The following is a 20807-nucleotide window of genomic DNA, read 5'->3' on the forward strand; positions in this document are numbered from 1 at the left end:
AAGTTCGACCCAGCGAACTATCGAAGGCAGCCACTCATGCAACACGTCACCCTGAACAACGGACTCCGGATGCCCATCGTCGGCTACGGCGTCTTCCAGATTGCGGACGCCGACGAGTGCCAGCGCAGCGTCGTCGACGCCATCGAAGCAGGCTACCGGCTGATCGACACCGCCGCCTCCTACATGAACGAAGAGGCGGTAGGCAAAGGGTTGCGCTCCAGCGGCATCGCGCGCGAACAGCTCTTCGTCACCAGCAAGCTCTGGGTCCAGGAGACCGGCTACGAACGCACCCGGCAGGCCATCGAGAAGTCCCTGCGCCGGTTGCAACTCGACTACCTGGACCTCTACCTGATCCACCAGCCCTTCGGTGACGTCCACGGTTCATGGCGCGCCATGGAAGAGGCCTGCCGTGCCGGCAAGCTGCGCGCCATCGGCGTCAGCAACTTCCACCCGGACCGCCTGATGGACATCAAGGCGTTCAACGAGATCGCGCCGGCAGTCAACCAGATCGAAGTGAACCCTTTCCAGCAGCAGCTGGAAAGCATCCCCTTCATGAACGACATCGGCGTTCAGGCCGAAGCCTGGGCTCCGTTCGCCGAAGGGCGCAACGGCCTCTTCCAGAACGAGGCGCTGCTGGCCATTGCCGAGCGGTACGGCAAGTCGGTCGGGCAGGTCGTGCTGCGGTGGCTGGTGCAAAGAGGTGTCGTCGCCCTGGCGAAGTCGGTGCGCAAGGAACGCATGGCCGAGAACATCGCCATCTTCGACTTCGCGCTCGACGACACGGACATGGCTCGCATCGAGGCGCTCGACACCGACACGAGCAGCTTCTTCTCGCACCGCGATCCGGCCATCGTCAAGTGGATGTCCGAACGCAAGCTGGACATCTGAGCAAGGGCCATGAACGTCGTCGACACCCCCACCCCTCTGCCGGGCCGGAAGGCCGGCACCGTGCTGGCGATCATCGTGGCCAGCTACCTGATGATCGTGGTGGACATCTCCATCGTCATCACGGGCCTGCCTCGCATCCAGGCAAGCCTCGGCTTCAGTGCCGCACAGCTTTCGTGGGTGACCAATGCCTACACCCTGGCCTTCGGCGGCCTGCTGTTGCTGGGCGCGCGCGCGGGCGACATCATGGGCCGACGGCGCATGTTCGTCGTCGGGCTCTCGTTGTTCACGCTGGCATCGCTGGCGATCGGCGTGGCCCCGTCGGCAGCCTGGCTGCTCACGGCCCGCGCCATCCAGGGCGCCGGTGCCGCCGTCCTGGCCCCTTCGACCCTGGCGCTGCTGTCGACGCATTTCGCCGAAGGCCCCGCGCGCAACCGCGCCCTGTCCATGTACGCCGCGGCGGCCGGCGTGGGGGCCACGCTGGGACTGGTGCTGGGAGGCCTGTTCGCAGACCTGGTTTCGTGGCGCGCCGGCTTCTTCATCAACCTGCCCATCGGCCTGCTGCTGATCGTCGCGGCCTGCCGGCACATCTCGGAGACGCCAAGGCAGGCAGGCCGTTTCGACCTGGGCGGAGCGGTCAGCTCCACCCTGGGAATGACGGCGCTGGTCTACGGGCTGGTGCGCGCGGCCGACGCTGGATGGGCCGACGCCGGGCACAGGCAGCACTGGTCGGCGGGGTCCTGATGATTGCCACATTCGTGTGGATCGAGCGCCGCGTCCGCCAGCCGATCCTGCCCCTGCGCCTGCTGGCGAGCCGCGCACGCGCGGGTGCCTATCTCGCCCGCATGCTCTTCCTTGGCGGTGCCGTCGGCTTCTGGTTCTTCTCCACGCAGTTCCTGCAGGGCGTGCTGCACCTGCGGCCCCTGCAGGCAGGCCTCGCTTTCCTGCCCGTCACGCTGCCCAACTTCGCTTCGGCCATGGCCGTTCCCAGGCTGGCCCGGCGCTTCGGCAACGAGAAGCTGCTTCTCGTGGGCTTGCTGCTGGGTGTCCTTGGCCTGCTGTGGCTGGGGCTGGCCGATGCCCACTCGAGCTACTGGATGCACGTTGCGCCACCTATGCTCCTCATCGGCCTGGGCCAGGGCCTGCTGCTGGCACCGCTGACCGCTGCAGGCGTGGCGGGGGTCGCTCCAGAAGACGCCGGTGCGGCATCGGGAATGGTCAACGTCGCACATCAGCTGGGCGGGGCCCTGGGGCTGGGCTTGCTGGTGCTCGTCTTCGCGAGCGCGGCGCCCCCCGCCGCACACGACAGTGCCGCGGCTCTTGCCCACCGGATTTCAGCGGTCATGAACACAGGCGCCTTGCTGCTCGGGCTGGCGCTGCTCGTGTCCTGGGCCTTCATCGTCTTGCCGCGCCGCGGCGCTCAACCAAAGCCACAGGAGGCGCTCTCGTGAAATCACTGCTTTGCATGGCCATCAGCGGCGCGGCAGCTGCCGCCGGAGCGCAGGCTCCCGCCGATGCCGTCGCGCCGCCGGTCGTGGAGGTGCGCAGGGCGTCGTCCTCGCCGGTCGCCACAGGCGCAACGGAGAACTTCACCGGCATCGCGCGCATCAGCTCGCCGTTCCAGGCGCTGCCGCCCGGAAGAGCCAGCGGCGCAACGGTGAGCTTCGAGGCGGGGTCTCGCACGGCATGGCACACCCACCCGCTGGGACAGACGCTGATCGTCACGGCCGGGCTGGGCATGGTGCAGCAGCAGGGGCAAGCCGCCCAGGCCATCCGTCCCGGCGACGTCGTCACCATTCCCGCCAATGTGCGCCACTGGCATGGTGCCGGCCCCGACGGCGCGATGACCCATGTCGCCATCGCGGAGAAGGAAGATGGCATCTCGGTGACCTGGCAGGACAAGGTCTCCGATCAGGACTACCGGGCCGCCCTGGCCAGCGCCGGTATTGGTGCTGCCGCCGGCGACACGCCACGGGCGGCGGCACGTGCATATCCCCGGTCCGAAACGCTGTCCGCCAGGCAACAAGCCCTTCCGCTGATTGCCGCGTTCACTGCAACCAGCGACATGCCCAGGCTCAACGCCGCGTTGAATCGCGGCCTGGATGCGGGGTTGACCATCAGCGAGGCCAAGGAAGTCCTGGTGCAGCTGTATGCCTACGCGGGTTTCCCCAGAAGCCTCAACGCGCTTGGCGAACTGCTGAAGGTCGTGGAGGCGCGCAAGCAGCGAGGCATTCACGACGCGTGGGGCCGGGAAGCCGCTCGGGTGGTTGCCGCGGGCAATGAACTGGTCTCGGTGGGACGGGCGAACCAGACCGAGATTTCCGGCGGGCCGGTTCAGGGCGCCGTGTTCGAGTTCGCGCCCGTCATCAACCAGTTCCTGCAAGCTCACTTGTTCGGCGACATCTTCGAGCGCGACAACCTCGACTGGCAAAGCCGCGAGCTGGCCACTGTCGGCGCGCTCGCTGCAACTCCGGGCGCGCAGGCGCAGTTGCGCTCGCATATGCGGGCGAGTCTGCGCGTGGGCTTGAGCGCCGCGCAGTTGCGGCAACTGACACAAGCGCTGGCCGACGGGGTCGGTCCCGAAGTCGCCGGTCGCGCGAACGAAGCGCTCGTGCAGGCACTTGCTGCCGCATCGAAGGATGGAACATGAGCGCCATCCGCACCCTGTTGAGCGCAAGCATCGCCACGACGTGCCTGCTGACCGGTTGTGCCATGCATCGCGGCAACGTCTCGGGCCCGCTGACGATCCAGGCCCAGGGGAGCTTCGCCGTCGGCGGCACGGTCCTGAAGACTCCCGGCAGCTACGACAACAACAAGCCGGCTGCCGCGGGCCAGAGCTTCCACGGCGATCATCTCTACGCCTTCTATCAAGTCCCGCAGAACCCGAAGGCGTTGCCCATCGTGATGCTGCACGGCGCCTTCCAGTCGGCACGCAGCTGGGAGAGCACCTCGGACGGCCGCGAGGGATTCCAGACCTTGTTCCTGCGCCGCGGCTTCCCGGTGTATCTGGTCGATCAGCCGCGCCGCGGGCGCGCCGGCAACAGCACCATCCCGACAACGATCGAGCCGACGCCCAACGATCAGCTGTTCTTCGACCAGTTCCGTATCGGCAAATGGCCGAGCTACTTCGACAACGCGCAGTTCGACCGCAAGCCGGAGACCCTGGAGCAGTTCTTCCGCTCGGTCACGCCCAACACCGGCCCCTACGACGCCGCCGTGATTTCCGACGCCATGTCGGCACTGTTCGCGAAGACCGGCCCGGCGATCCTGTTCACGCACTCCCAGGGCGGTGGGCCAGGCTGGCTGACGGCGATCAGGAGCCCCAACGTCAAGGCCATCGTCGCGTTCGAACCTGGCAGCGGCTTCATCTTTCCGCAGGGCGAATTGCCGCCGGCAATGCCCAGCGCTGCCGGCACGCTGACGCCCGAGGCGGTGTCGCAGGCGGAGTTCGAGAAGCTCACCCGCATTCCCATCGTCATCTACTACGGCGACAACTTCCCCGTGGAGCCGACCCCGGAGCGCGGCCAAGACAACTGGCGCGTGCGGCTGGCCATGGCACGGCTCTGGGTGGACGCCATCAACAGGCACGGCGGCGATGCACGCCTGGTGCATCTCCCGGAGATCGGGGTTCGCGGCAACACCCACTTCCTGATGTCCGATCTGAACAACGTCGAGATTGCCGACCTGGTGTCGAAGTTTCTGGCCGAGAAGAAGCTGGATTGATTGCTCTTGCCCAGCCGCACGGTGCGGCGAGGCTGCATGAAGAACTGGAGTTTGAATGAATCACGAAACCGTCGACGAAAAGAGGCGCGAGTTCCTCGGAACCTCTGCGCTCGTCCTCTCGATCGCAACCGCTGGAGTCTCCGCAATGACCATGCCCCTTTCCGCAGTCGCTGCCGACTACAGGAAGAATCCCTTCACGCTGGTGTACGACGGCGCCATCACGGCCAACGAACCCGGCAAGGTCAACATCCACCCGGTGAAGTACAAGCTCGACGGCCTGGACATCGTCGCCAACGTCTACACGCCTGCGAACTTCGATCCGAAGAAGAAGTACGCCGCGGTCGTCGTCGCGCACCCGAACGGCGGCGTGAAGGAGCAGACGGCCGGCCTGTATGCGCAGCGGCTGGCGGAGTCGGGCTACGTCACCATTGCCGCCGATGCCGCATACCAGGGCGGAAGCGGCGGGCAGCCGCGTTCGGTGGACAAGCCGGCGAACCGCATCGAGGACATCCATGGCATGGCGGACTTCATCACCGCCTATCCGGGCGTCGATGCCGAACGTCTCGGCCTGCTGGGGATCTGCGGCGGTGGCGGCTATTCGCTGTCCGCGGCAAAGACCGACAAGCGATTCAAGTCGGTCGCGACGCTCAGCATGTTCAATTCGGGGCGCGTTCGTCGCAACGGCTTCGCCGATTCGCAACTTGCCACGATCCAGCAGCGCCTCAGGCAGGCTTCCGACGCGCGCGCCCGGCAAATGGCAGGGGGAACGCCTCTTTACTCAGGCGATGCCGACATGACCGACGCGCAGATCGCTGCACTGCCCTTCGAGATGTACCGTCAGGGCTACGAGTACTACTGGCGGACGCACGCCCATCCCGGCTCCACCTTCAGGTACACCACGAGCAGCCTGCTGGACCTGATGCGTTGGGACGCGACCGACCAGATCGAACTGATAGAGCAGCCGCTGCTGATGATTGCCGGCAGCAAGGCCGACAGTCTCTACATGACCGAGGAAGCGTTTGCGAAGGCGACGGGTGCGAAGAGCAAGGAACTGTTCAAGGTCGAGGGCGCCACGCACATCGAGACCTACTGGGTTCCCAGGTATGTGGACACCGTGGTTGGCAAGCTGGCGCCGTTCTACGCCAAGAACCTCTGACGACCGGCGGCGAATGAGGGCCGCATGGCTCCCCTGGCACCTCAGGGGGCCATCTTTCCGCCGGCCCGTCGGACTCTTTTCGATCGCATTTCTTATCCGGGTGAACTCTCCGGCTGGCGCTCGGCCCTTCTCGTCGCTGTGGCCTTGAAGTGCTGAAGAAAGCAAGAGTCAACGCTTCGGAGAGTCCGACGGTCCGAGGGAAGCATCCGCTCAAGTGCGCAGCCCATACTTGAGTGCTCGTGTGCTAGCCCTTCCTGGCCCAGGCGCTGCACCAGCCTTTGGCACTCACCTGTTTCCCCGCGAACAGCGCGCAATTTCCCTGCGCCTCCGTTGGCTTGGATTGCCAGAGTGCGCAGCCGTTGCACAGCTGCGCGTTGTCGTGCTTCGGGTATTTCCTTGCGTCGGCCTTGGCCGAGTCTGCGACATATCCGAGGGCTGCGGCCTGCGGGTCCTTTTCATCTAGCAGTGCCTGCGCAAACGAACTGGAAGCGCAAGCGACCGCCCCCGTCGCTGCAAGCGTCAGCATGAAAATGCGACGATCGGATTTCATCGTGGATCTTTCATCGTGTGTGTGAGATGGGCGCCGAGTTCTCCGGCGCTGCATTGCGCTCGCTCAGACCTGCCAGTACGAGAACACCGGTTGCCAGGAGTGTCGCGATGCAGAACCCGAGAACTTGCAGAGCTGTGTTCAACGTGATGTTCATTGGAGCCTCGTGACAGGTAATTGATGGAGCCTGCGGTCATTCTTGAATGAGCGGCTGTACGCGGCCTTGCGCAAGATCAATTGCGCAAGGGCCGGGAGGTGATCCGGGCGCCGCATCGACGGGCCCGACTTCGTACGACAACTGCCCGTGGATGCCGGCCAGCGAAAGCGCCTGCGTCAGTACCGCGACAAGGCTGGGTGCGCAAAGCTGCGGCAACTGTTCGAATGCGGCCCAGCGGAATCCGTCCACCTCGGGACGCCGTCGCCCGTGGCGATCCGTATAGAAGCTGGAGCAGACGCAGGACTTCGCCTCGAAATGACGCACCAGCACCGCAAAGAGCCAGAGATCCTTGCCCCTGCGATAGGGAAGAAGTCCGATCTCCCTCAGCTGCGCGGGCAACAGCCGCAGGCCGCACTCCTCGAACGCCTCGCGCGCGGCAGCCTGTGCGCCCTGCTCCTGCCCTTCCCGGATGCCCTTGGGGATGTCCCAGTACCGGCTGTCGCTCGCATGGCAGAGCAGCAGCCGGCCCGCCGGATCGAGCACGAGAACGCCGCAGCTGATCGATCTTTCCATCGCGAGAGCCTCAGGGGGTCGACACTGCGCCGTCGCTCGCGTGCCGTGCAATCGGGGCATGCGGCGAGCTGCGCGGAAGGATCGGCACGTAGCTTCTTGCCGACCCGCGCACGACCAGCAGCGCGACAGTGTCGCTGTCGCGGACGGTCCGTATCGCCGCGTCGAAGTCCGCGAGGTCGGCCACTTCCACGTCGTTGACCGCGACCAGCATGTCGCCATAACGCAGCCCCGCAAGCTGGGCCGAGCCCGACACCGATTGCACGTAGAGCCCGGGCGGCGGCAGGCTGATGCCGAGCACGCCCTTGCGCTGCGCGAGCTCAAGCCCGAAACGCGTTTCCTGCATGACGGCAGGCCCGGCCGGCCGAGGCCTGACGTCCGGCTGGTTTTCCGCCACGCCCACCTGCACCGTCAACGCAGCCCTGTGGCGCCAGATCTTCAGCGCAATCCGGCTGCCCTTGCGCGCTGCCGCCACGCGATTCTGGATGTCGGCGTAGCTCATAGCGACATCGCCCCCGACGGCCAGCACCACGTCGCCGCTGCGAAGCCCCGCTTCCGCGGCCGGGCTGTCCGCGTCGACCCGCACCACCAGCGCGCCCCAGCGCGGCGCCGAGGCCGAAGGCCGGCGCCAGTTCGGCGGTCAGCGGCTGGGTGCGCGCGCCGATGTGCCCTCGCCTCACGTACCCGGCAGTGCGAAGCTGGTCCGCGACCTGCATCGCCGTGTCGATGGGCAGGCTGAACGACACGCCGAAGTACCCGCCGCCGGGGGAATAGATCATCGAGTTCAGGCCCACCACCTCACCCCGTTCGTCGAAGAGCGGCCCACCCGAGTTGCCTGGATTCAGCGCGACGTCGGTCTGTATCAGCGGCACCCCGCTTCCCCCGGGCACGTAGCGCGGATTGGCGCTCACCACGCCCGCGGTCACGCTGCGCTCGAAGCCGAACGGGGCACCCATCGCTGCGACCCACTCGCCCGGGCACAGTTCGCTGCCGCGGCCGAGGACGACGACCGGCAGGCCCGTGGCGGCAACTTTCAGCAGGGCCACGTCGGAGAGACGGTCGGTCCCCACCACTTCGGCATCGAAGCGGCGCTGGTCGGCGGTGGCGATGGAGATCGACCGGGCGCCGCTCACCGCATGCGCACTGGTCAGGATGTATCCGTCGCTGTCCACGATGAACCCCGACGCGAAGCCGCGCCCCCAGCCCCTTTCCCACGGCGTCGAGGGCCGCGTGTCGCCGGCAACCGGCCGCTCGCCGCCGTTCTCCGTGACCATGATGCTCACCACCGCGGGCGACTGCCGCGCCGCGGCCGCCGCGAAATCGACCGCCTGCGACTGCGGCCTCCCGCGCTCCAGGCACGATCGCGCCTGCGACCACGCACTCGTCTGGCCCGTCAGCACGAATGCGGCGACGGCAGCGACGATCAAGCCTTTCGCGACGGTCGCGGCGCTCATTCAGCGCACCAGCAGGATGGGCACCGTGCACGCGGCCAGCACCTTGGTGGCGACCGAGCCCAGCACCAGGTTCGTCAGGGCGCCATGTCCCCGCGAGCCCATGATCACGAGATCGAACTGGCCCTTCTGCGCGAACGCGGCGATCTCCTCCGCGGGGTGCCCGATCCGGTGCTCGAAGCGCGCCTCGATGCCGCTGCCGGCCAGCAGTGCACGCACGGGTTCGAGCACGATGCGCGCATCGTCCTCGTAGTAGCCGTGCACGATCTCCGGCCCCGCGAAGGCAGCGGCGCGATGCGGCACGGGCAGCACCACATGGAAGACCGTGAAGGCATGGCCCGCGTTCGCCCACTCCTTGTGCCTGGCCAGGTAGGAGAGCATGCGGGTCGTGTAGTCGCTGCCGTCCACGGCGAGCAGGATTTTCATGATGGTTCCTTCGGCGGGATATGTCCCGGTGCCCCGATGGTCCTCGCGCCCCCGGCCCCGGGCCTTGCGCTGCATCAAGGATCGAAGGCCCGCGGCGCGCCGGCACGCCGTGGGCGGCCCTTGATGCAGCGCAAGCCCGTGCCGCCCTGCGCTGCCTACATTGGTTGCCATCAACCCAGCAGAGGCAGCCATGAACAACGTCCTTGTGATCGTCTATTCCTACACCGGCACTTCGCGCCGGGTCGCGGAACTCCTGTGCAGCCAGCAGAACTGGCAGCTCGCGACCGTCACCGAGGTGCGTCCCCGCAGCGGCGCCATGGGCAGCCTGCGCTGCGTGCTCGATTCCATCCTTCGCCGCCAGCCCGCCATCGGCTACGACGGCCCTCCTCCCGGCGACTTCGACGCAGTGGTGCTCGTCTCGCCGATCTGGATGCTGAGGCTCGCCGGCCCCATGCGCAGCTTCGTCGCCCGCCAGCGCGGCAGGCTGCCCGACATCGCCGTGCTCTCGGTCATGGGAGGCCAGGGGGCACCGAACGCGGCGGCCGAGATCGCCGACATCCTGGGCCGCGCTCCCATCCTGAGTTCCTCCGTCACGATGCGCGAGGTCGACGACGGCAGCTGTGCCGCGCGACTGCAGGCCTTCGGCACGGCCGTCGGAAACGCCAGGAACCCGCAGGCAGTGGCCCGCCCGGCCACGCTGTCGCCGCAGTCGATCTGAGAACGCCGCAACCGGGATCGACGTGACCGTTCCTCTGCTCCAGGCTGGTGCGATGCACCGCACCGCCCTCACCGCTCGCTTCGCCTGTGCACTCGTCGCCGGCGCCTGCCTGCTCGGCGCCTGCGCCGCGCCGGGGTCCACGCCGACTCCGGCGCCCCCGGTCACGGCCGGAAGTGCAGGGCCGACGCCACCGCCTGGCTTTTCATCGCTGGTCGCAAGCCGCGGCGCATCGGTGGTCGACATCGCCACGCTGCGCGTCGGGCGCGACGAGAACCCGCAGGACATCGAGCTCGAGATAGCACCGGAGCGCGACTTCGCCGACCGGCTGGCCTGGCCCCTGCCGGCGAGCGCACGAATCAGCCAGATCCGCGACCTCGCCTCGGGCGTGATCATCCGCGACGACGGGCTGATCCTCACGAGCGCCCACGTGGTCACGAACATCGACGAGGTCCAGGTCCGGCTCGACGACGGCCGCCGCTTCACCGCGCGCGTGGTGGGCGTCGACAGGCGCACCGACGTGGGCCTGCTGAAGATCGACGCGACGGCCCTGCCGGTGGCCGTCATCGGCGATTCCTCGACGCTCGGCCCCGGCGACTGGGTGGCCGCCATCAGCTCGCCCTTCGGCTTCCATGGCAGCGTGACGGCGGGCGTGGTCAGCGCCATCGACCGCGTGATGGGCGGCGCGGGCGAGATCCCGTTCATCCAGACCGATGTCGCCATCAACCCGGGCAGCTCGGGCAGCCCCCTGTTCAACAGCCGGGGCGAAGTCGTGGGCATCAACTCGATGATCTACAGCGGCAGCGGCGGCTACATGGGCCTTTCGTTCGCGGTACCGATCAACCTGTCGATGCGCATCGCCGACGAGCTGCAGGCGCACGGCACGGTGCGACGGTCCTACCTCGGCGCGGAGTTCCAGGAAATGACACCCGCGCTGGCACAGTCGTTCGGCCTGCCGGCGGCCACGGGGGCGCTGGTCGTGCGCGTCGAGGCCGGCAGCCCGGCGGAGGCGGCCGGCCTGGCGCAGGGCGACGCCGTGCTGGCCCTGGACCGCAAGCCGCTCGCGCGCTTCATCGATCTTCCGCGGCAGATCACGCAACGCCCTCCCGGCAGCCGCCTGCGGCTCGAGGTGTGGCGTGAAGGCGCCGCGCGCATCCTGCAGGCGACGCTGACGGCCCAGCCGGCCTCCGCAGCGACGACCTTCGCGGCCGCGCCAGCCGAGTGGAAGGACGGCCTGGGCCTGAGCCTGGCCGACATCTCCCCCGCGCAGCGACTGCAGCTGCGCATGGAAAGCGGGCTGATGGTGCGCGAGGCCGAGGGCCTCGCGCGCAGCGAAGGCATTCGTGCAGGCGACGTGGTCGTTGCCCTGAACACCACCAGGCTGTACCGCGCGGACGACTTCAGGCGGGCCCTGGGCCGGGTGCCGGCGGGAAACACCGTGGCGCTGCTGGTGATGCGCGACCAACGGCTCGCCTACGTGGCAATCCGGCTTCCGGCCTCGCGCCGAGGCCGCTCCTGATCGGCAAGCGAAAACGACACCCACCAGCAGTTTCCCCATCGCAAGGACAACACGCCATGAGACACCTCGACACCGCAGACCGCCGCGCACTCGGCCAGCAGCTCGAACTGATGAAGCGGCAGGTTCTGGAAGAACTCCGCGCCTCGGCCCCCACGGCCGAACTCCTCTCGGCAGGGGCCGACCGCGAAGTCACCACGCATGCCGACGAAGCCGAGACCGAACGCGCCGCCGACGTGCACCTGGCCGAGATCGAGATCGACCGCACCAGGCTGGAGGAAATCGAACTCGCGCTCGCACGCCTTTCGGACGGACGCTACGGGGTCTGCGAAGACTGCCGCGCGGAGATTCCACGCACCCGGCTGTTCGCCCAGCCCACGGCCATTCGCTGCGCGGCCTGCCAGACGGCGATGGAAGCCCACCACCGGCGCTGAAGCCACCGGAGCCGGAAAGCCGCCCCCGAGGCCGCGCCGGCCTACAGGGCCGGCCCCAGCCCGATGGGTGCCGGAACGATGTTGACGATGCGCGTGAAGAGCGCGTTGTACTCGAGGTCCGGCACATGCCCGGTCATCGGGTCGCGGTTCTGCGCGAAGGCCTCGTCCAGTTCCCGCCAGTCGTCCTCGGTCAGCACGCGCTCGGCCAATGGCAGGATCTCCCGCTCCTCCTGCGCCATGTGGTCCAGGTAGAAGTCGACGTACTCCCCCACCGTGCGCTCGAAATCCTCGCGCCTCGATTCGCCGAGCATCTCGAACGCGAGCAGCGCGTGCTCCACGTTGCGGATCCTGCGCTCGCCCTTGGCATGGTCGCCGTCGAGCTTGTCGAGCAGGTCGCGCGAGATCGGCGTCCTGGCGCGCAGCTTCGGGAACAGCAGCTCCGTTTCCTTGCGGTGATGGCGCTTCTCGGGAAACTCGTCCACGTAGAAGAGCATGGCCCTGAGCGTCGCGAAGTCGGGCAGCGTGCCCTTCTTGCGGTGCTGCTCGAGCAGCATGACGATGGAGCGCAGCATGGCGGCGAGCGCGGCGTGCTCCTGGCGGATGATGCGGATGGTGGCGTGGGGCATGTAGGTCTTCCTGTGCATGCCCCGAGGGTCGCTCTTTCATGGCGAGCGGGCTTGCTCCAGATCAAACCCGGGCCGGCCGCGGGTTGCGGGCTTGATCAATGTCAAGCCGCGCGCGCTTCCTCTCCGGATACTGGACCGATCCAATCAACAGACCGGAGTCGTGCCATGTACCAGCGAATTCTTGTTCCCATCGACGGCAGTTCCACGTCCGCCCGCGGCCTGGCCGAGGCCATCCAGCTCGCGAAGCTCACGGGCGGGTGCCTGCGAGTGGCGCATGTCATCGACGAGCTGTCTTTCGCCCTGGCGATGGATGCGTATGCGGGCTACGCGGGCAACTGGCTCGAGGAGCTGCGCGGCAACGCCGGGAAGCTCCTCGAGGACGCGCGCTCCAAGGCTTCGGCCGAAGGCGTCGAGGCCGACATCGTGCTGCTCGACAGCCTCAAGGGCACCGTTCACGACCAGGTCATCGCCGCGGCACAGGCCTGGAAGGCCGACCTGATCGTCATCGGCACCCACGGCCGCAGGGGCATCGGCCGCTGGGTCATGGGCAGCAGCGCGGAGCACATCCTGCGCATGTCGCCCGTGCCGGTGCTGCTGGTGCGCGCACCCGAGAGCGCGAAGACGGAGCATGAGCGCTTCACCCTGCCGAGCGGAGAGCTGGCCAGCCAGTGACGGGCAATCAGCGCGGCCCCTCTACGGTCGCTGCGAGCCAGCGGGCTGCGAGCAGGGCCATGTCCACCGGCTCTTCCGTGGAGACCTCGATGGCCGCCGCCCGTTCGTCGGCCTCCAGCGGTTCGTGCCACGCCAGCTGGCGCTCCAGCACCACGGGCCCGGCTTCGGATGCATCCGCACCGGTCGCGTCCCTTTCGGCTACGCGGCGGCGCAGCGTGGCCGGCGAGGCGCTGCAGTCCAGGATCGTGAAAGGCACGCGCAACTCCGTAGCCAGGGCCTCGAAGCTGCGCCGCTCGGCAGCGCGCAGGAAGGCCGCATCCACGATCACCGGATAGCCCGCCAGCAGCGCGTCGCGGGTGCACGCATGCAGCCTTTCGAAGGTCTTCCTGGTGGCATCGCTGCCGTAGATATCGAGCCCGTGTGCGGCCGAGCGCGCCAGCGGGGCCAGGCCGTACAGGCGCTTGCGCTCCACGTCCGAGCGCACGCGCACGGCACCGGTGGCGCACAGCAGCCGCAGTGCGACGCTGGACTTTCCCGAACCAGAGAGGCCGTGCGCGATCATCAGGCGGGCTCCCCCTTCAGGTTGCGCCATCAGCCGTGTCGCGCACGCCAGGTAGTCGGGGCGGGGGCCTCCTGCGGCAGCCGCCGCCGGCCCCAACCCCGAGGCCATGGCCCGCACCAGGGCCCTGTAGACCTCGTAGAAGCGCAAGACCTGCAGCCCCGGATAGTCGCCGACGTGCTGCAGCCATGCATCCAGGAAGCGCGCCGCGAGGTCGCCGCGGCCATGGGCCTTCAGGTCCATGGTGAGGAAGGCGACGTCGCTCATGACGTCGATCCAGCGCAGCGCCGGATCGAACTCGATGCAGTCGAAGGGCGCGAGCGCGCCGTCGACCAGCACCACGTTGGCCGTGTGCAGGTCGCCGTGGCATTCGCGCACCGCGCCGCCCTGCTGGCGGGCGATCCAGGCCATGCGCAACGCATCGCCCTGCTCGCCGATCCATCTGCCCAGCTCGGCGAGGGCGACGACGCAGCCGTCGCCCTCGCGTGCCTGCGCATGCGCCTGCAACGCGGCCAGCACGTCGGTCGCCGTGCGAGCGATCAGGTCGGGACTTCCGAAGCCCGACAGCGGTGCTGCCCGCTCCGCCTCCCGGTGCAGCGACGCCAGCCGCTGCGCGAAGCCGTCGAGCAGTGCCGGCTGCAGCGCGTCCGCGACCAGCAGGTTGCGCAGAAGCGAGGACTCGGCAAAGCGCCGCATGCGCACCACATGGTCGATCGGCTCTCCCTGGCCTGCGATGCGCGGCGCCTCGCGCGTGCCGCAGACCGGCGCCACGTCGATGTACAGCGATGGGGCAAAGCGCCGGTTCAGTCGGAGCTCCTCCTCGCAGAAGTGCTTGCGGGCCTCGACGCTGCCGAAATCCACGAACGGCAGGCGCACCGGCTTCTTGAGTTTGACGGCCAGCGCATGCGTCAGCAGTACCCAGGAGATGTGCGTCTCCACCAGCGCCACGGGTTGCCCTGTTTCTCGCTGGAGTTCATTGCGCAAGGCGTCGAGGAGCGTGGTGTCCATGAGGGCACAGGGAAGTGGCGAAAGGACGAAAGGACGAGTTGGCGCCATCCGCGCCCGGCGCGGCTCAATGCGCGATCAGGACCGGCACCGTCATCTGCGCAAGGATCTGCTGCGTCACGCCCCCCAGTATCCGCTCGCGCAGGCGCGAATGGCCGTAGCCGCCCATCACCAGCAGCTCGGCGCCCAGGTCGGCGACCCTCGACAGCAGCGCATCGGCGATGCCTGTCTCGGTCACTTCCGACTCCGCGCGCGCCTGCGCGCCGTGGCGCAGCAGGAACTGGATCATGTCGGGCAGCAGCAGCCGCTGCGCGTCTTCCTCGTCGCGCGGATGGCGCAGCGACAAGAGCGTGACTCGCGCGCCGCGCAACGCCGGCAATGCCGCATGCATCGCCACCGCCGCCTCGCGCGAGCCGTCCCAGGCCACGACGACGCCCTTCGGCACGCCGGAGAACTCGCCCACGGACGGAACGACCAGCACCGGCCGGCCCACGTCCATCAGCACCTGCTCGGCGAGGCCGTGCACGGTGGTGTCCCCACGGTTCGAGCCGTCGCTCTGCCCGATCACCACCAGGTCGCTCGCGTGCCCGTGACGCACAACGGCGTCCACCGTGAGGCCGTCGACCAGTTGCACCTCGTACGACAGCGGCCCGGACGCGGCGATGCCCTGCCGGAACTCCCGCGCGATGCCCTCGGCGCGCCGGCGCAGGTAGTCGGCGGACTCGGCGATGTAGTCGGTCATGCCCGTGGCGATGGCACTGGCGGGAATCACGCCGTCGTAGAGGCCCGTGGGAATCAACCCGGTGAGGTGGCTCTCGTGCGAACGCGCCCACCGTGCCGCCAACGCGGCGCGCTCGGGGCAGCGGGTCGATGGGTCCAGGTGGACGAGGATGGTTCTGAAGTTCATGGATGGCCCCGCAGGGTGGCGCGCCGCGTCCCGGCGCAGGAATCGAGATCGGATGGATGTTGGGCGAATGCCGGGTGGATGCTCGCCCGCCTAGCCGTCCAGCGGCACGCCGCCGCCGAAGCGGCAGATCCATTGGTCCACCAGCTCGTGCTGTGCGGCGGCTGTTCCGCGCCACCAAGCTGCGAGGATTTCCCACTGCCCCAACTGCGCCAGCAGGACGCTCCTGGCGACGGCCATCTGCCAGCTCGTCGCCGCCTGAAGGTATCGGGCGCCCAGGGGCTCCGGTGTCGCCGGAATTGTCGAGAAGGAATCGTTGGTCATGCGAAGCGTCTCCAGGGTCGGGGATCCACAAGGGGTGTGCTTCCTGTGCTCTTCATCGGCGCCACTACGCCTCGATGATCACCTTGAGCGCGTGCGTCTGCGCCGCGCGCGCGAAGGTGTCGTAGGCGTCCAGGACGCGGTCGAGCTTGAAGCGGTGCGTGATCAGCCGTGCCGGGTCCACCTTGCGCGACTGCACCGTCTTCAGCAGCATGGGCGTCGAGACGGTGTCGACCAGGCGCGTGGTGATCGCGACGTTCTGCGACCACAGCCGCTCCAGGTGAAGGTCTGCCGGGTGTCCATGGACACCGATGTTCGCGATGATGCCGCCGGGTGCCACGATGTCCTGGCACAGCACGAAGGTAGCCGGTATGCCCACGGCCTCGATCGACACGTCGACGCCCCGGCCGCCGGTCAATGCGAGCACTGCCTCGGCCGCCCGTCCGTCGGTGCTGTTGATGGTGTGCGTCGCGCCGAAGCGGCGCGCGACCTCGAGCCGGCCGTCGTCCAGGTCGATCAGGATGACCTGCGACGGCGAATAGAACTGCGCCGTGAGCAGCGTGGCCAGGCCGATCGGCCCGGCGCCCACGATGGCCACGGTACTGCCGGGCGCGACCTTGCCGTTGAGCACGCCGCACTCGAAGCCGGTCGGCAGGATGTCGCTGAGCATCACCAGCGCCTCTTCGTCCGCGCCGGGCGGCACCGGGTAGAGGCTGGTGTCCGCATGCGGGATGCGTACGTACTCCGCCTGCGTGCCGTCGATGGTGTTGCCCAGGATCCAGCCGCCGCTCGCGCAGTGCGAATACATGCCGCGGCGGCAGCTCTCGCACTTGCCGCACGAGGAGATGCACGAGATCAGCACGTGATCGCCAGGACGGAATGCGCTCACGGCCGCGCCGACGCTCTCGACCACGCCCACGCCCTCGTGCCCCAGGATTCGGCCTGGCGCGCAGCTGGGCACATCGCCCTTGAGGATGTGCAGGTCCGTGCCGCAGATGGTCGTCTTCAGGATGCGCACGATGGCGTCGCCCGACGCCTGGATCCCGGGCATGGGACGGTCCTCGAGCGACTTGAGACCGGGGCCCTGGTATACGAGTGCTTTCATGCCCACACGTTATGCGCGCCTGCGTTGCCCGCCCTTGAGCTAGCGCAAGGAATCGGCCCGGGACAGCCTTGACGCGACATGGCCGCCGGGGACACTGGTTGCATGAACAACCTCAGTCCTTCGTCGGCGATTGTCGGGCTGGCCGTGGCACTGGGCATCGGGCTGGTGGTCGGCATCGAGCGCGAGCGCCGCAAGGGCGACGGCGACCGCCGGGCGGCCGCCGGCCTGCGCACTTTCGCCATCGTGGCGCTGGCCGGTGCGATTGCGCAGACCTTGCCCGTTGCGGCGCTCGTTCCCATCGGAGCAGCGCTCGTCGCCACGCTGGCAGCCGTGTCGCACTGGAAGAGCCGCTCGCCCGACCCGGGCATGACCACCGAGATCTCCCTGTTCGCCACCTATCTGATCGGTGTGCTGTGCGTCATGTCGCCGTCGCTCGGCGCGGCCTGCGGAACCGGCCTCGCGCTGCTGCTGGCTGCAAGGCGCCGGCTGCACCGCTTCGCGACGGAGCTGCTCAGCGAGCAGGAGCTGCACGACGGCGTGCTGCTGGCGGCGCTCGCCCTGATCGCGCTGCCGCTGATTCCCGCGCACCCCATCGAGATGCTCGGTGGCATCGCGGCACGGCCTCTGGCGGCGATGGTGCTGCTGATCATGGCGATACAGGCCGCGGGCCAGGCCGCGGTGCGCTGGCTGGGCGCGCGCGGCGGCCTGCTGGGCCTGGGCTTCGCGTCCGGGTTCGTGTCGAGCACGGCCACCGTGGCCTCGTTCGGCAACCGTGCACGCGAGCAGCCGCAGCACGCGGGCCTGCTGGCCGGCGCCGCGGGCCTGTCGGCCGTGGCCACGTGGGCACTGGCCCTGACGATGACTTTCGCGCTGTCGCCGCGGGCCGGTCTCGCGCTATTGCCCGTGGCCCTTGCCGGTGCGGCGGGCGCAGGGGCCGTGGGCCTGCTGCCGCTGCGGTCCGCTCCGCCGCCGGTGCCCTTCGAAGCGCCGGCCAGCACGCGCAGCGCGCTGCGTCCCCGCGAAGCGCTGGCCATCGCCGTTGCCCTGGCTCTGGTCGCGTTGCTGGTGGGCTCGGCCCAGCGGTACTTCGGCGACACCGGCCTGCGGATCGGCATCGCGCTCGCCGCATTGGCCGACGCGCATGCACCCGTGGCCTCGCTCGCCTCGCTGCATGCGGCGGGCACGCTGTCGACGGATCACTTCGTCCGGGGCATGCTGCTGGCAGTCGGAACCAACACGCTCACACGCTGCGCCGTGGCGCTGGCGACCGGTGGCCGGGTCTACGCCCTGCGCGTGGCAGCCGCGCTGGCCGCGAGCCTGGCGTGCGGCTGGATTGCGGCTGCCGGTTTCCGGTTGCTGCATTGAGCAGCGAGACGCCGTCAGCCCCAGGACGTCTTGGCGAACGCCTCGACGAAGCGCGACAGCTCCCCGCGTGGCAACCGGTCGATGCCGGCGGCGCGCGAACGGCCGGCGCCGCCGAAGCGGCTGCACAGCGCGTGGGCGCCGCCCGGAAGCACCAGCGGCGCACGCACGCTCGCGACATAGCCGTCGCCCTCCACCTTCAACACCGCATGGGCCAGCTCGGGCTCCGCGTTGGCCAGCTCGTTGGCAAGGCAGCCCATCACGCGCCGGCTCCAGGGCGAATCGGGCAGCACGCGCACGCTGCCACGGGGCCCATGCCAGAGCGTGGCGGCGCTGGAGGCCTTGCGCAGGTCGTCACGGCGCAGCGCATCGATCTCGTCGACGATGCTCTCGTGCGCCAGCATGTCGCGCGGGTCCCGATAGCGCGCCATCAGCGGGAACAGCAGCCTGGGCGCGATGCAGACGTCCCGTTCATGGTCGCCGTAGGCGTTGTAGTTGATCAACACGCCCAGCCGCCGCAGCCCTGCGCAGTCGCCGGGCTCGAAGCCGCTGCCGAGCGCGAGCCCATCGGCCACGGTGCCCATGTTGTCGCCGTAGATGCCGACCAGCGCCCAGGCGCGATGCGCGCCGCCCAGGTGGCGATCGACCAGCAGGCTGCTGCAGACGTCGCTCGCCTCGTCGATGTGCGCTTCCAGGCGCGGATGCGAGGGCATCTCGCCGGCCGCGTGGTGGTCGAAGTAGCGCACGCACGCCCCCTCTTCGAGCAGGCGCATCAGGTCGGCGCGGTTGCGCTGCATCGAGATGTCGAACACGTTGACCTCGTCGCCCACCCGTGCGGGAACTCGGCCGAGCAGCGTGATGTCGCGCTTGAGCCCCGTCACCAGCTCGGCCTGGCCGGGATCGTGCAGCCGCCATTGCACCGCGGCGCAAAGCCCGTCGGCATCGCCGTTGCAGACGTCGAACCGCCGGATCATGGCCGGACTCCGGACTGCCGGGCCTCAGCCCGGGATGCGCCAGGAACCATCGGGCTGCCGGCAGGCGCTGCCGCCGATGCTGTCGGGCCGCCCGCCGGCGACCACTTCGAGCCTGAAGTCGCGGCACCGTTCGCCGCGTCGCTCGACGCTGCTCGTGGGAGTGAACACGAAGCTGTCTCCGGTCTCGCGATTGCGCCAGGCCGACGACTCGCCGTTCGCCAGGGTCTCCAGTGCGCTCGCGGCGCGGCGGCGGTCGCCGTCGTCCATCGCCCTGGCTGCCACGCTGCCCGGCGCGGCACCCGCCAGCGATCCGGTGAGCGTGCCGCCGGCCGGCGCCTGCGAGGAAAAGCCTGCGCAGCCGGCCAGCGCCATCGCCATCGCGGCACACGAAACGCAAATAGCCGGCACGAGCTTCATCCGCATCTCCTTGGCGCCGCCTCGCTCAGGCGTAGGAACGCAGGCGGCGCGAAAAGTCGACCAGCGGCACGATGCCGCTCGCCTCTGCGCGCTGGCACCAGTCCTGCAGTTGCCTGGCGAGCTGGTCGCCGGTGGAGGTGGAACGGCTCCACAAGGCCGTCAGCTCCCCGCGCATCGAATACATCGTAGCCAGCGCCTGCGATGCATTCAACGCCTGCACCACCTGCCTGTAGCGGGACGGACCGAGCAGCGCCTGGTCCTTGCCGAGCCACGGCTTCACCGTCTTCAGCGCGCGCGCGGCCTCCGGCGACATGCGGCGCAGGCGGTCGAGCTCGGCCACGCAGGCCTTCTTCAGCGAGCGCGTGTAGTTGGAAAGCACGTCGTAGTGGCAGCGGATGACCGCCTGCACCGTTGCGAGGTCGATGTTCGCCTTCGGCGCGACGAGGCGCGGCACGGGTGCCACATGCTTCACCTTCGCCAGGCCGAGGGCCTGCAGCACGCGGATGTAGAGCCAGCCGATGTCGAACTCGAACCACCTGTTCGAAAGCTTGGCCGAAGCGGGAAAGGCGTGGTGGTTGTTGTGCAGCTCCTCCCCGCCGATCAGGATGCCCACCGGAAAGATGTTCGTGCTGGCGTCGCGCGCGGGCCAGTTGCGGTAACCCCAGTAGTGGCCGATGCCGTTGACGACGCCCGCTGCCCAGAAGGGAATCCAAGCGATCTGCACGAGCAGGACCAGGCCGCCCGGCACCACGCCGAAGAGCGCCATGTCCGCAAGGCCCATCAGCACGATGCCGAGAATCTTGTGCTTCGAATAGAGCCTGCGCTCCAGCCAGTCGTCGGGCGTGCCGTGGCCGTAGCGCTCCAGGGTCTGCGCCTGCCTCGCCTCGCGCATGTAGAAGAACACGCCGCCCCACAGCACGCGGTTGAGCCCGTGCACCTGGGGGCTGTGCGGGTCTTCCGGGGTCTCGCACTTCGCGTGGTGCTTGCGGTGCACGGCGGCCCATTCCCGGGTGACCATGCCGGTGGTCAGCCACAGCCAGAAGCGGAAGAAATGGCTCGCCGCCGGATGCAGCTCGAGCGCACGATGCGCCTGGTGGCGATGCAGGAAGATGGTGACCGAAGCGATGGTGACGTGCGTGAGCGCCAGCGCGGCCAGCACCGTGCCCCACCATGGAAGATGGAGAACGCCGGAATAGAGCAATGAATGCATGGGTACCTCGTGAACAGAGTGCGCGCGATTCTGCGGAGCGCGCCCGGCACCGGCCTTGATGTGGCGCAAGGC

The 20807-nt window shown here is 68.7% G+C and carries 21 protein-coding genes and 3 pseudogenes; 10 read left to right on the forward strand and 14 right to left on the reverse strand.

Features of this window, described 5'->3' with window-relative positions; genetic code table 11:
• Positions 1 to 36: 36 nt before the first annotated feature.
• From BMY35_RS07420 to BMY35_RS07440, 5 genes and pseudogenes are all read left to right on the forward strand, one after another.
• A complete protein-coding gene (locus BMY35_RS07420) occupies positions 37 to 888 on the forward strand; it encodes an aldo/keto reductase (RefSeq protein ID WP_093196462.1) in 852 nt (283 codons plus the stop codon).
• A 9-nt stretch (positions 889 to 897) separates the two neighbouring features.
• A pseudogene (locus BMY35_RS07425) lies at positions 898 to 2336 on the forward strand (MFS transporter).
• The gene (locus BMY35_RS07430; protein WP_218152976.1) at positions 2333 to 3535 is read left to right on the forward strand and encodes a (R)-mandelonitrile lyase; all 1203 of its coding nucleotides are present in this window, start codon (positions 2333 to 2335) and stop codon (positions 3533 to 3535) included. Before BMY35_RS07425 ends, BMY35_RS07430 begins: the two are co-directional and overlap by 4 nt.
• Positions 3532 to 4608, forward strand: a complete 1077-nt coding sequence (locus BMY35_RS07435; RefSeq protein WP_176947387.1) for an alpha/beta hydrolase — start codon at positions 3532 to 3534, stop codon at positions 4606 to 4608. Before BMY35_RS07430 ends, BMY35_RS07435 begins: the two co-directional genes overlap by 4 nt.
• Positions 4609 to 4759: 151 nt before the next feature.
• Positions 4760 to 5764: an alpha/beta hydrolase gene (locus tag BMY35_RS07440; protein WP_371287142.1), complete on the forward strand. Its 1005-nt coding sequence runs from the start codon at positions 4760 to 4762 to the stop codon at positions 5762 to 5764.
• A 244-nt stretch (positions 5765 to 6008) separates the two neighbouring features.
• On the opposite strand, the gene BMY35_RS07445 is transcribed toward BMY35_RS07440, so the two are convergent.
• The 6 genes and pseudogenes from BMY35_RS07445 to BMY35_RS07460 all read right to left on the reverse strand — a co-directional run bounded on the left by BMY35_RS07445 (position 6009) and on the right by BMY35_RS07460 (position 8915).
• A complete protein-coding gene (locus BMY35_RS07445; protein ID WP_176947386.1) occupies positions 6009 to 6314 on the reverse strand; it encodes a high-potential iron-sulfur protein in 306 nt (101 codons plus the stop codon).
• 190 nt (positions 6315 to 6504) lie between these two features.
• On the reverse strand, positions 6505 to 7041 hold the full coding sequence (locus BMY35_RS07450) for an NUDIX hydrolase (protein WP_093196466.1): 537 nt from the start codon (positions 7039 to 7041) through the stop codon (positions 6505 to 6507).
• 10 nt (positions 7042 to 7051) lie between these two features.
• Positions 7052 to 7384: a PDZ domain-containing protein gene (locus BMY35_RS38705; protein WP_256228270.1), complete on the reverse strand. Its 333-nt coding sequence runs from the start codon at positions 7382 to 7384 to the stop codon at positions 7052 to 7054.
• A 114-nt stretch (positions 7385 to 7498) separates the two neighbouring features.
• A pseudogene (locus BMY35_RS38710) lies at positions 7499 to 7627 on the reverse strand (PDZ domain-containing protein); the annotation flags it as partial.
• 214 nt (positions 7628 to 7841) lie between these two features.
• Positions 7842 to 8492 (reverse strand): annotated as a pseudogene (locus BMY35_RS38715) (S1C family serine protease); the annotation flags it as partial.
• Positions 8493 to 8915, reverse strand: coding sequence for a universal stress protein (locus tag BMY35_RS07460; RefSeq protein WP_093196468.1), 423 nt, complete (start codon positions 8913 to 8915; stop codon positions 8493 to 8495). It lies immediately after the preceding pseudogene.
• Positions 8916 to 9105: 190 nt separating this feature from the next.
• On the opposite strand from BMY35_RS07460, the gene BMY35_RS07465 reads away from it, so the two are divergent.
• From BMY35_RS07465 to BMY35_RS07475, 3 genes are read left to right on the forward strand one after another with little or no spacing between them, the layout of a single operon-like run.
• On the forward strand, positions 9106 to 9633 hold the full coding sequence (locus BMY35_RS07465) for a flavodoxin family protein (RefSeq protein WP_093196469.1): 528 nt from the start codon (positions 9106 to 9108) through the stop codon (positions 9631 to 9633).
• 52 nt (positions 9634 to 9685) lie between these two features.
• Positions 9686 to 11149 (forward strand): trypsin-like peptidase domain-containing protein, encoded by a 1464-nt coding sequence (locus BMY35_RS07470; protein WP_093196471.1) that lies wholly within the window; start codon positions 9686 to 9688, stop codon positions 11147 to 11149.
• A gap of 56 nt (positions 11150 to 11205) precedes the next feature.
• A complete protein-coding gene (locus BMY35_RS07475; protein ID WP_093196473.1) occupies positions 11206 to 11580 on the forward strand; it encodes a TraR/DksA family transcriptional regulator in 375 nt (124 codons plus the stop codon).
• A 41-nt stretch (positions 11581 to 11621) separates the two neighbouring features.
• Here the strand turns inward: BMY35_RS07475 and BMY35_RS07480 are convergent, their stop codons facing one another.
• Positions 11622 to 12206 (reverse strand): hemerythrin domain-containing protein, encoded by a 585-nt coding sequence (locus BMY35_RS07480; RefSeq protein ID WP_093196475.1) that lies wholly within the window; start codon positions 12204 to 12206, stop codon positions 11622 to 11624.
• A gap of 165 nt (positions 12207 to 12371) precedes the next feature.
• Between BMY35_RS07480 and BMY35_RS07485 the strand changes: the two genes are divergently transcribed.
• On the forward strand, positions 12372 to 12878 hold the full coding sequence (locus BMY35_RS07485; RefSeq protein ID WP_093196477.1) for a universal stress protein: 507 nt from the start codon (positions 12372 to 12374) through the stop codon (positions 12876 to 12878).
• Between the two features lie 7 nt (positions 12879 to 12885).
• Here BMY35_RS07485 and BMY35_RS07490 read toward each other — a convergent pair whose 3' ends face one another.
• From BMY35_RS07490 to BMY35_RS07505, 4 genes are all read right to left on the reverse strand, one after another.
• Positions 12886 to 14445: a bifunctional aminoglycoside phosphotransferase/ATP-binding protein gene (locus BMY35_RS07490; protein ID WP_093196479.1), complete on the reverse strand. Its 1560-nt coding sequence runs from the start codon at positions 14443 to 14445 to the stop codon at positions 12886 to 12888.
• A 64-nt stretch (positions 14446 to 14509) separates the two neighbouring features.
• A complete protein-coding gene (locus tag BMY35_RS07495; protein ID WP_093196481.1) occupies positions 14510 to 15349 on the reverse strand; it encodes a universal stress protein in 840 nt (279 codons plus the stop codon).
• 90 nt (positions 15350 to 15439) lie between these two features.
• Positions 15440 to 15670 (reverse strand): hypothetical protein, encoded by a 231-nt coding sequence (locus BMY35_RS07500; protein WP_093196483.1) that lies wholly within the window; start codon positions 15668 to 15670, stop codon positions 15440 to 15442.
• A gap of 64 nt (positions 15671 to 15734) precedes the next feature.
• Positions 15735 to 16772: a zinc-dependent alcohol dehydrogenase family protein gene (locus BMY35_RS07505; protein WP_093196485.1), complete on the reverse strand. Its 1038-nt coding sequence runs from the start codon at positions 16770 to 16772 to the stop codon at positions 15735 to 15737.
• Between the two features lie 102 nt (positions 16773 to 16874).
• Here BMY35_RS07505 and BMY35_RS07510 point away from each other — a divergent pair, with 102 nt between their 5' ends.
• Complete coding sequence (locus tag BMY35_RS07510; RefSeq protein WP_093197206.1) at positions 16875 to 18137, forward strand: DUF4010 domain-containing protein; 1263 nt, start codon at positions 16875 to 16877, stop codon at positions 18135 to 18137.
• Between the two features lie 14 nt (positions 18138 to 18151).
• Here BMY35_RS07510 and BMY35_RS07515 read toward each other — a convergent pair whose 3' ends face one another.
• From BMY35_RS07515 to BMY35_RS07525, 3 genes are read right to left on the reverse strand one after another with little or no spacing between them, the layout of a single operon-like run.
• Positions 18152 to 19108, reverse strand: coding sequence for a hypothetical protein (locus BMY35_RS07515; protein WP_093196487.1), 957 nt, complete (start codon positions 19106 to 19108; stop codon positions 18152 to 18154).
• Positions 19109 to 19132: 24 nt separating this feature from the next.
• Positions 19133 to 19525: an RT0821/Lpp0805 family surface protein gene (locus BMY35_RS07520; RefSeq protein WP_093196489.1), complete on the reverse strand. Its 393-nt coding sequence runs from the start codon at positions 19523 to 19525 to the stop codon at positions 19133 to 19135.
• Positions 19526 to 19550: 25 nt separating this feature from the next.
• The gene (locus BMY35_RS07525) at positions 19551 to 20735 is read right to left on the reverse strand and encodes a DesA family fatty acid desaturase (RefSeq protein ID WP_093196491.1); all 1185 of its coding nucleotides are present in this window, start codon (positions 20733 to 20735) and stop codon (positions 19551 to 19553) included.
• Positions 20736 to 20807 lie beyond the last annotated feature (72 nt).

It is taken from the genome of Variovorax sp. YR750 (assembly GCF_900109805.1).
Taxonomy (GTDB): Bacteria; Pseudomonadota; Gammaproteobacteria; order Burkholderiales; family Burkholderiaceae_C; genus Variovorax; species Variovorax gossypii.

Excerpts from the sequence above, each read along its gene's own strand:
- BMY35_RS07420 (WP_093196462.1), top strand. The coding sequence starts at position 37 with ATGCAACACGTCACCCTGAACAACGGACTCCGGATGCCCATCGTCGGC.
- BMY35_RS07435 (WP_176947387.1), top strand. The coding sequence starts at position 3,532 with ATGAGCGCCATCCGCACCCTGTTGAGCGCAAGCATCGCCACGACGTGC.
- BMY35_RS07440 (WP_371287142.1), top strand. The coding sequence starts at position 4,760 with ATGCCCCTTTCCGCAGTCGCTGCCGACTACAGGAAGAATCCCTTCACG.
- BMY35_RS07445 (WP_176947386.1), bottom strand. The coding sequence starts at position 6,314 with ATGAAATCCGATCGTCGCATTTTCATGCTGACGCTTGCAGCGACGGGG.
- BMY35_RS07450 (WP_093196466.1), bottom strand. The coding sequence starts at position 7,041 with ATGGAAAGATCGATCAGCTGCGGCGTTCTCGTGCTCGATCCGGCGGGC.
- BMY35_RS38705 (WP_256228270.1), bottom strand. The coding sequence starts at position 7,384 with ATGCAGGAAACGCGTTTCGGGCTTGAGCTCGCGCAGCGCAAGGGCGTG.
- BMY35_RS07460 (WP_093196468.1), bottom strand. The coding sequence starts at position 8,915 with ATGAAAATCCTGCTCGCCGTGGACGGCAGCGACTACACGACCCGCATG.
- BMY35_RS07465 (WP_093196469.1), top strand. The coding sequence starts at position 9,106 with ATGAACAACGTCCTTGTGATCGTCTATTCCTACACCGGCACTTCGCGC.
- BMY35_RS07470 (WP_093196471.1), top strand. The coding sequence starts at position 9,686 with ATGCACCGCACCGCCCTCACCGCTCGCTTCGCCTGTGCACTCGTCGCC.
- BMY35_RS07475 (WP_093196473.1), top strand. The coding sequence starts at position 11,206 with ATGAGACACCTCGACACCGCAGACCGCCGCGCACTCGGCCAGCAGCTC.
- BMY35_RS07480 (WP_093196475.1), bottom strand. The coding sequence starts at position 12,206 with ATGCCCCACGCCACCATCCGCATCATCCGCCAGGAGCACGCCGCGCTC.
- BMY35_RS07485 (WP_093196477.1), top strand. The coding sequence starts at position 12,372 with ATGTACCAGCGAATTCTTGTTCCCATCGACGGCAGTTCCACGTCCGCC.
- BMY35_RS07490 (WP_093196479.1), bottom strand. The coding sequence starts at position 14,445 with ATGGACACCACGCTCCTCGACGCCTTGCGCAATGAACTCCAGCGAGAA.
- BMY35_RS07495 (WP_093196481.1), bottom strand. The coding sequence starts at position 15,349 with ATGAACTTCAGAACCATCCTCGTCCACCTGGACCCATCGACCCGCTGC.
- BMY35_RS07500 (WP_093196483.1), bottom strand. The coding sequence starts at position 15,670 with ATGACCAACGATTCCTTCTCGACAATTCCGGCGACACCGGAGCCCCTG.
- BMY35_RS07505 (WP_093196485.1), bottom strand. The coding sequence starts at position 16,772 with ATGAAAGCACTCGTATACCAGGGCCCCGGTCTCAAGTCGCTCGAGGAC.
- BMY35_RS07510 (WP_093197206.1), top strand. The coding sequence starts at position 16,875 with ATGAACAACCTCAGTCCTTCGTCGGCGATTGTCGGGCTGGCCGTGGCA.
- BMY35_RS07515 (WP_093196487.1), bottom strand. The coding sequence starts at position 19,108 with ATGATCCGGCGGTTCGACGTCTGCAACGGCGATGCCGACGGGCTTTGC.
- BMY35_RS07520 (WP_093196489.1), bottom strand. The coding sequence starts at position 19,525 with ATGAAGCTCGTGCCGGCTATTTGCGTTTCGTGTGCCGCGATGGCGATG.
- BMY35_RS07525 (WP_093196491.1), bottom strand. The coding sequence starts at position 20,735 with ATGCATTCATTGCTCTATTCCGGCGTTCTCCATCTTCCATGGTGGGGC.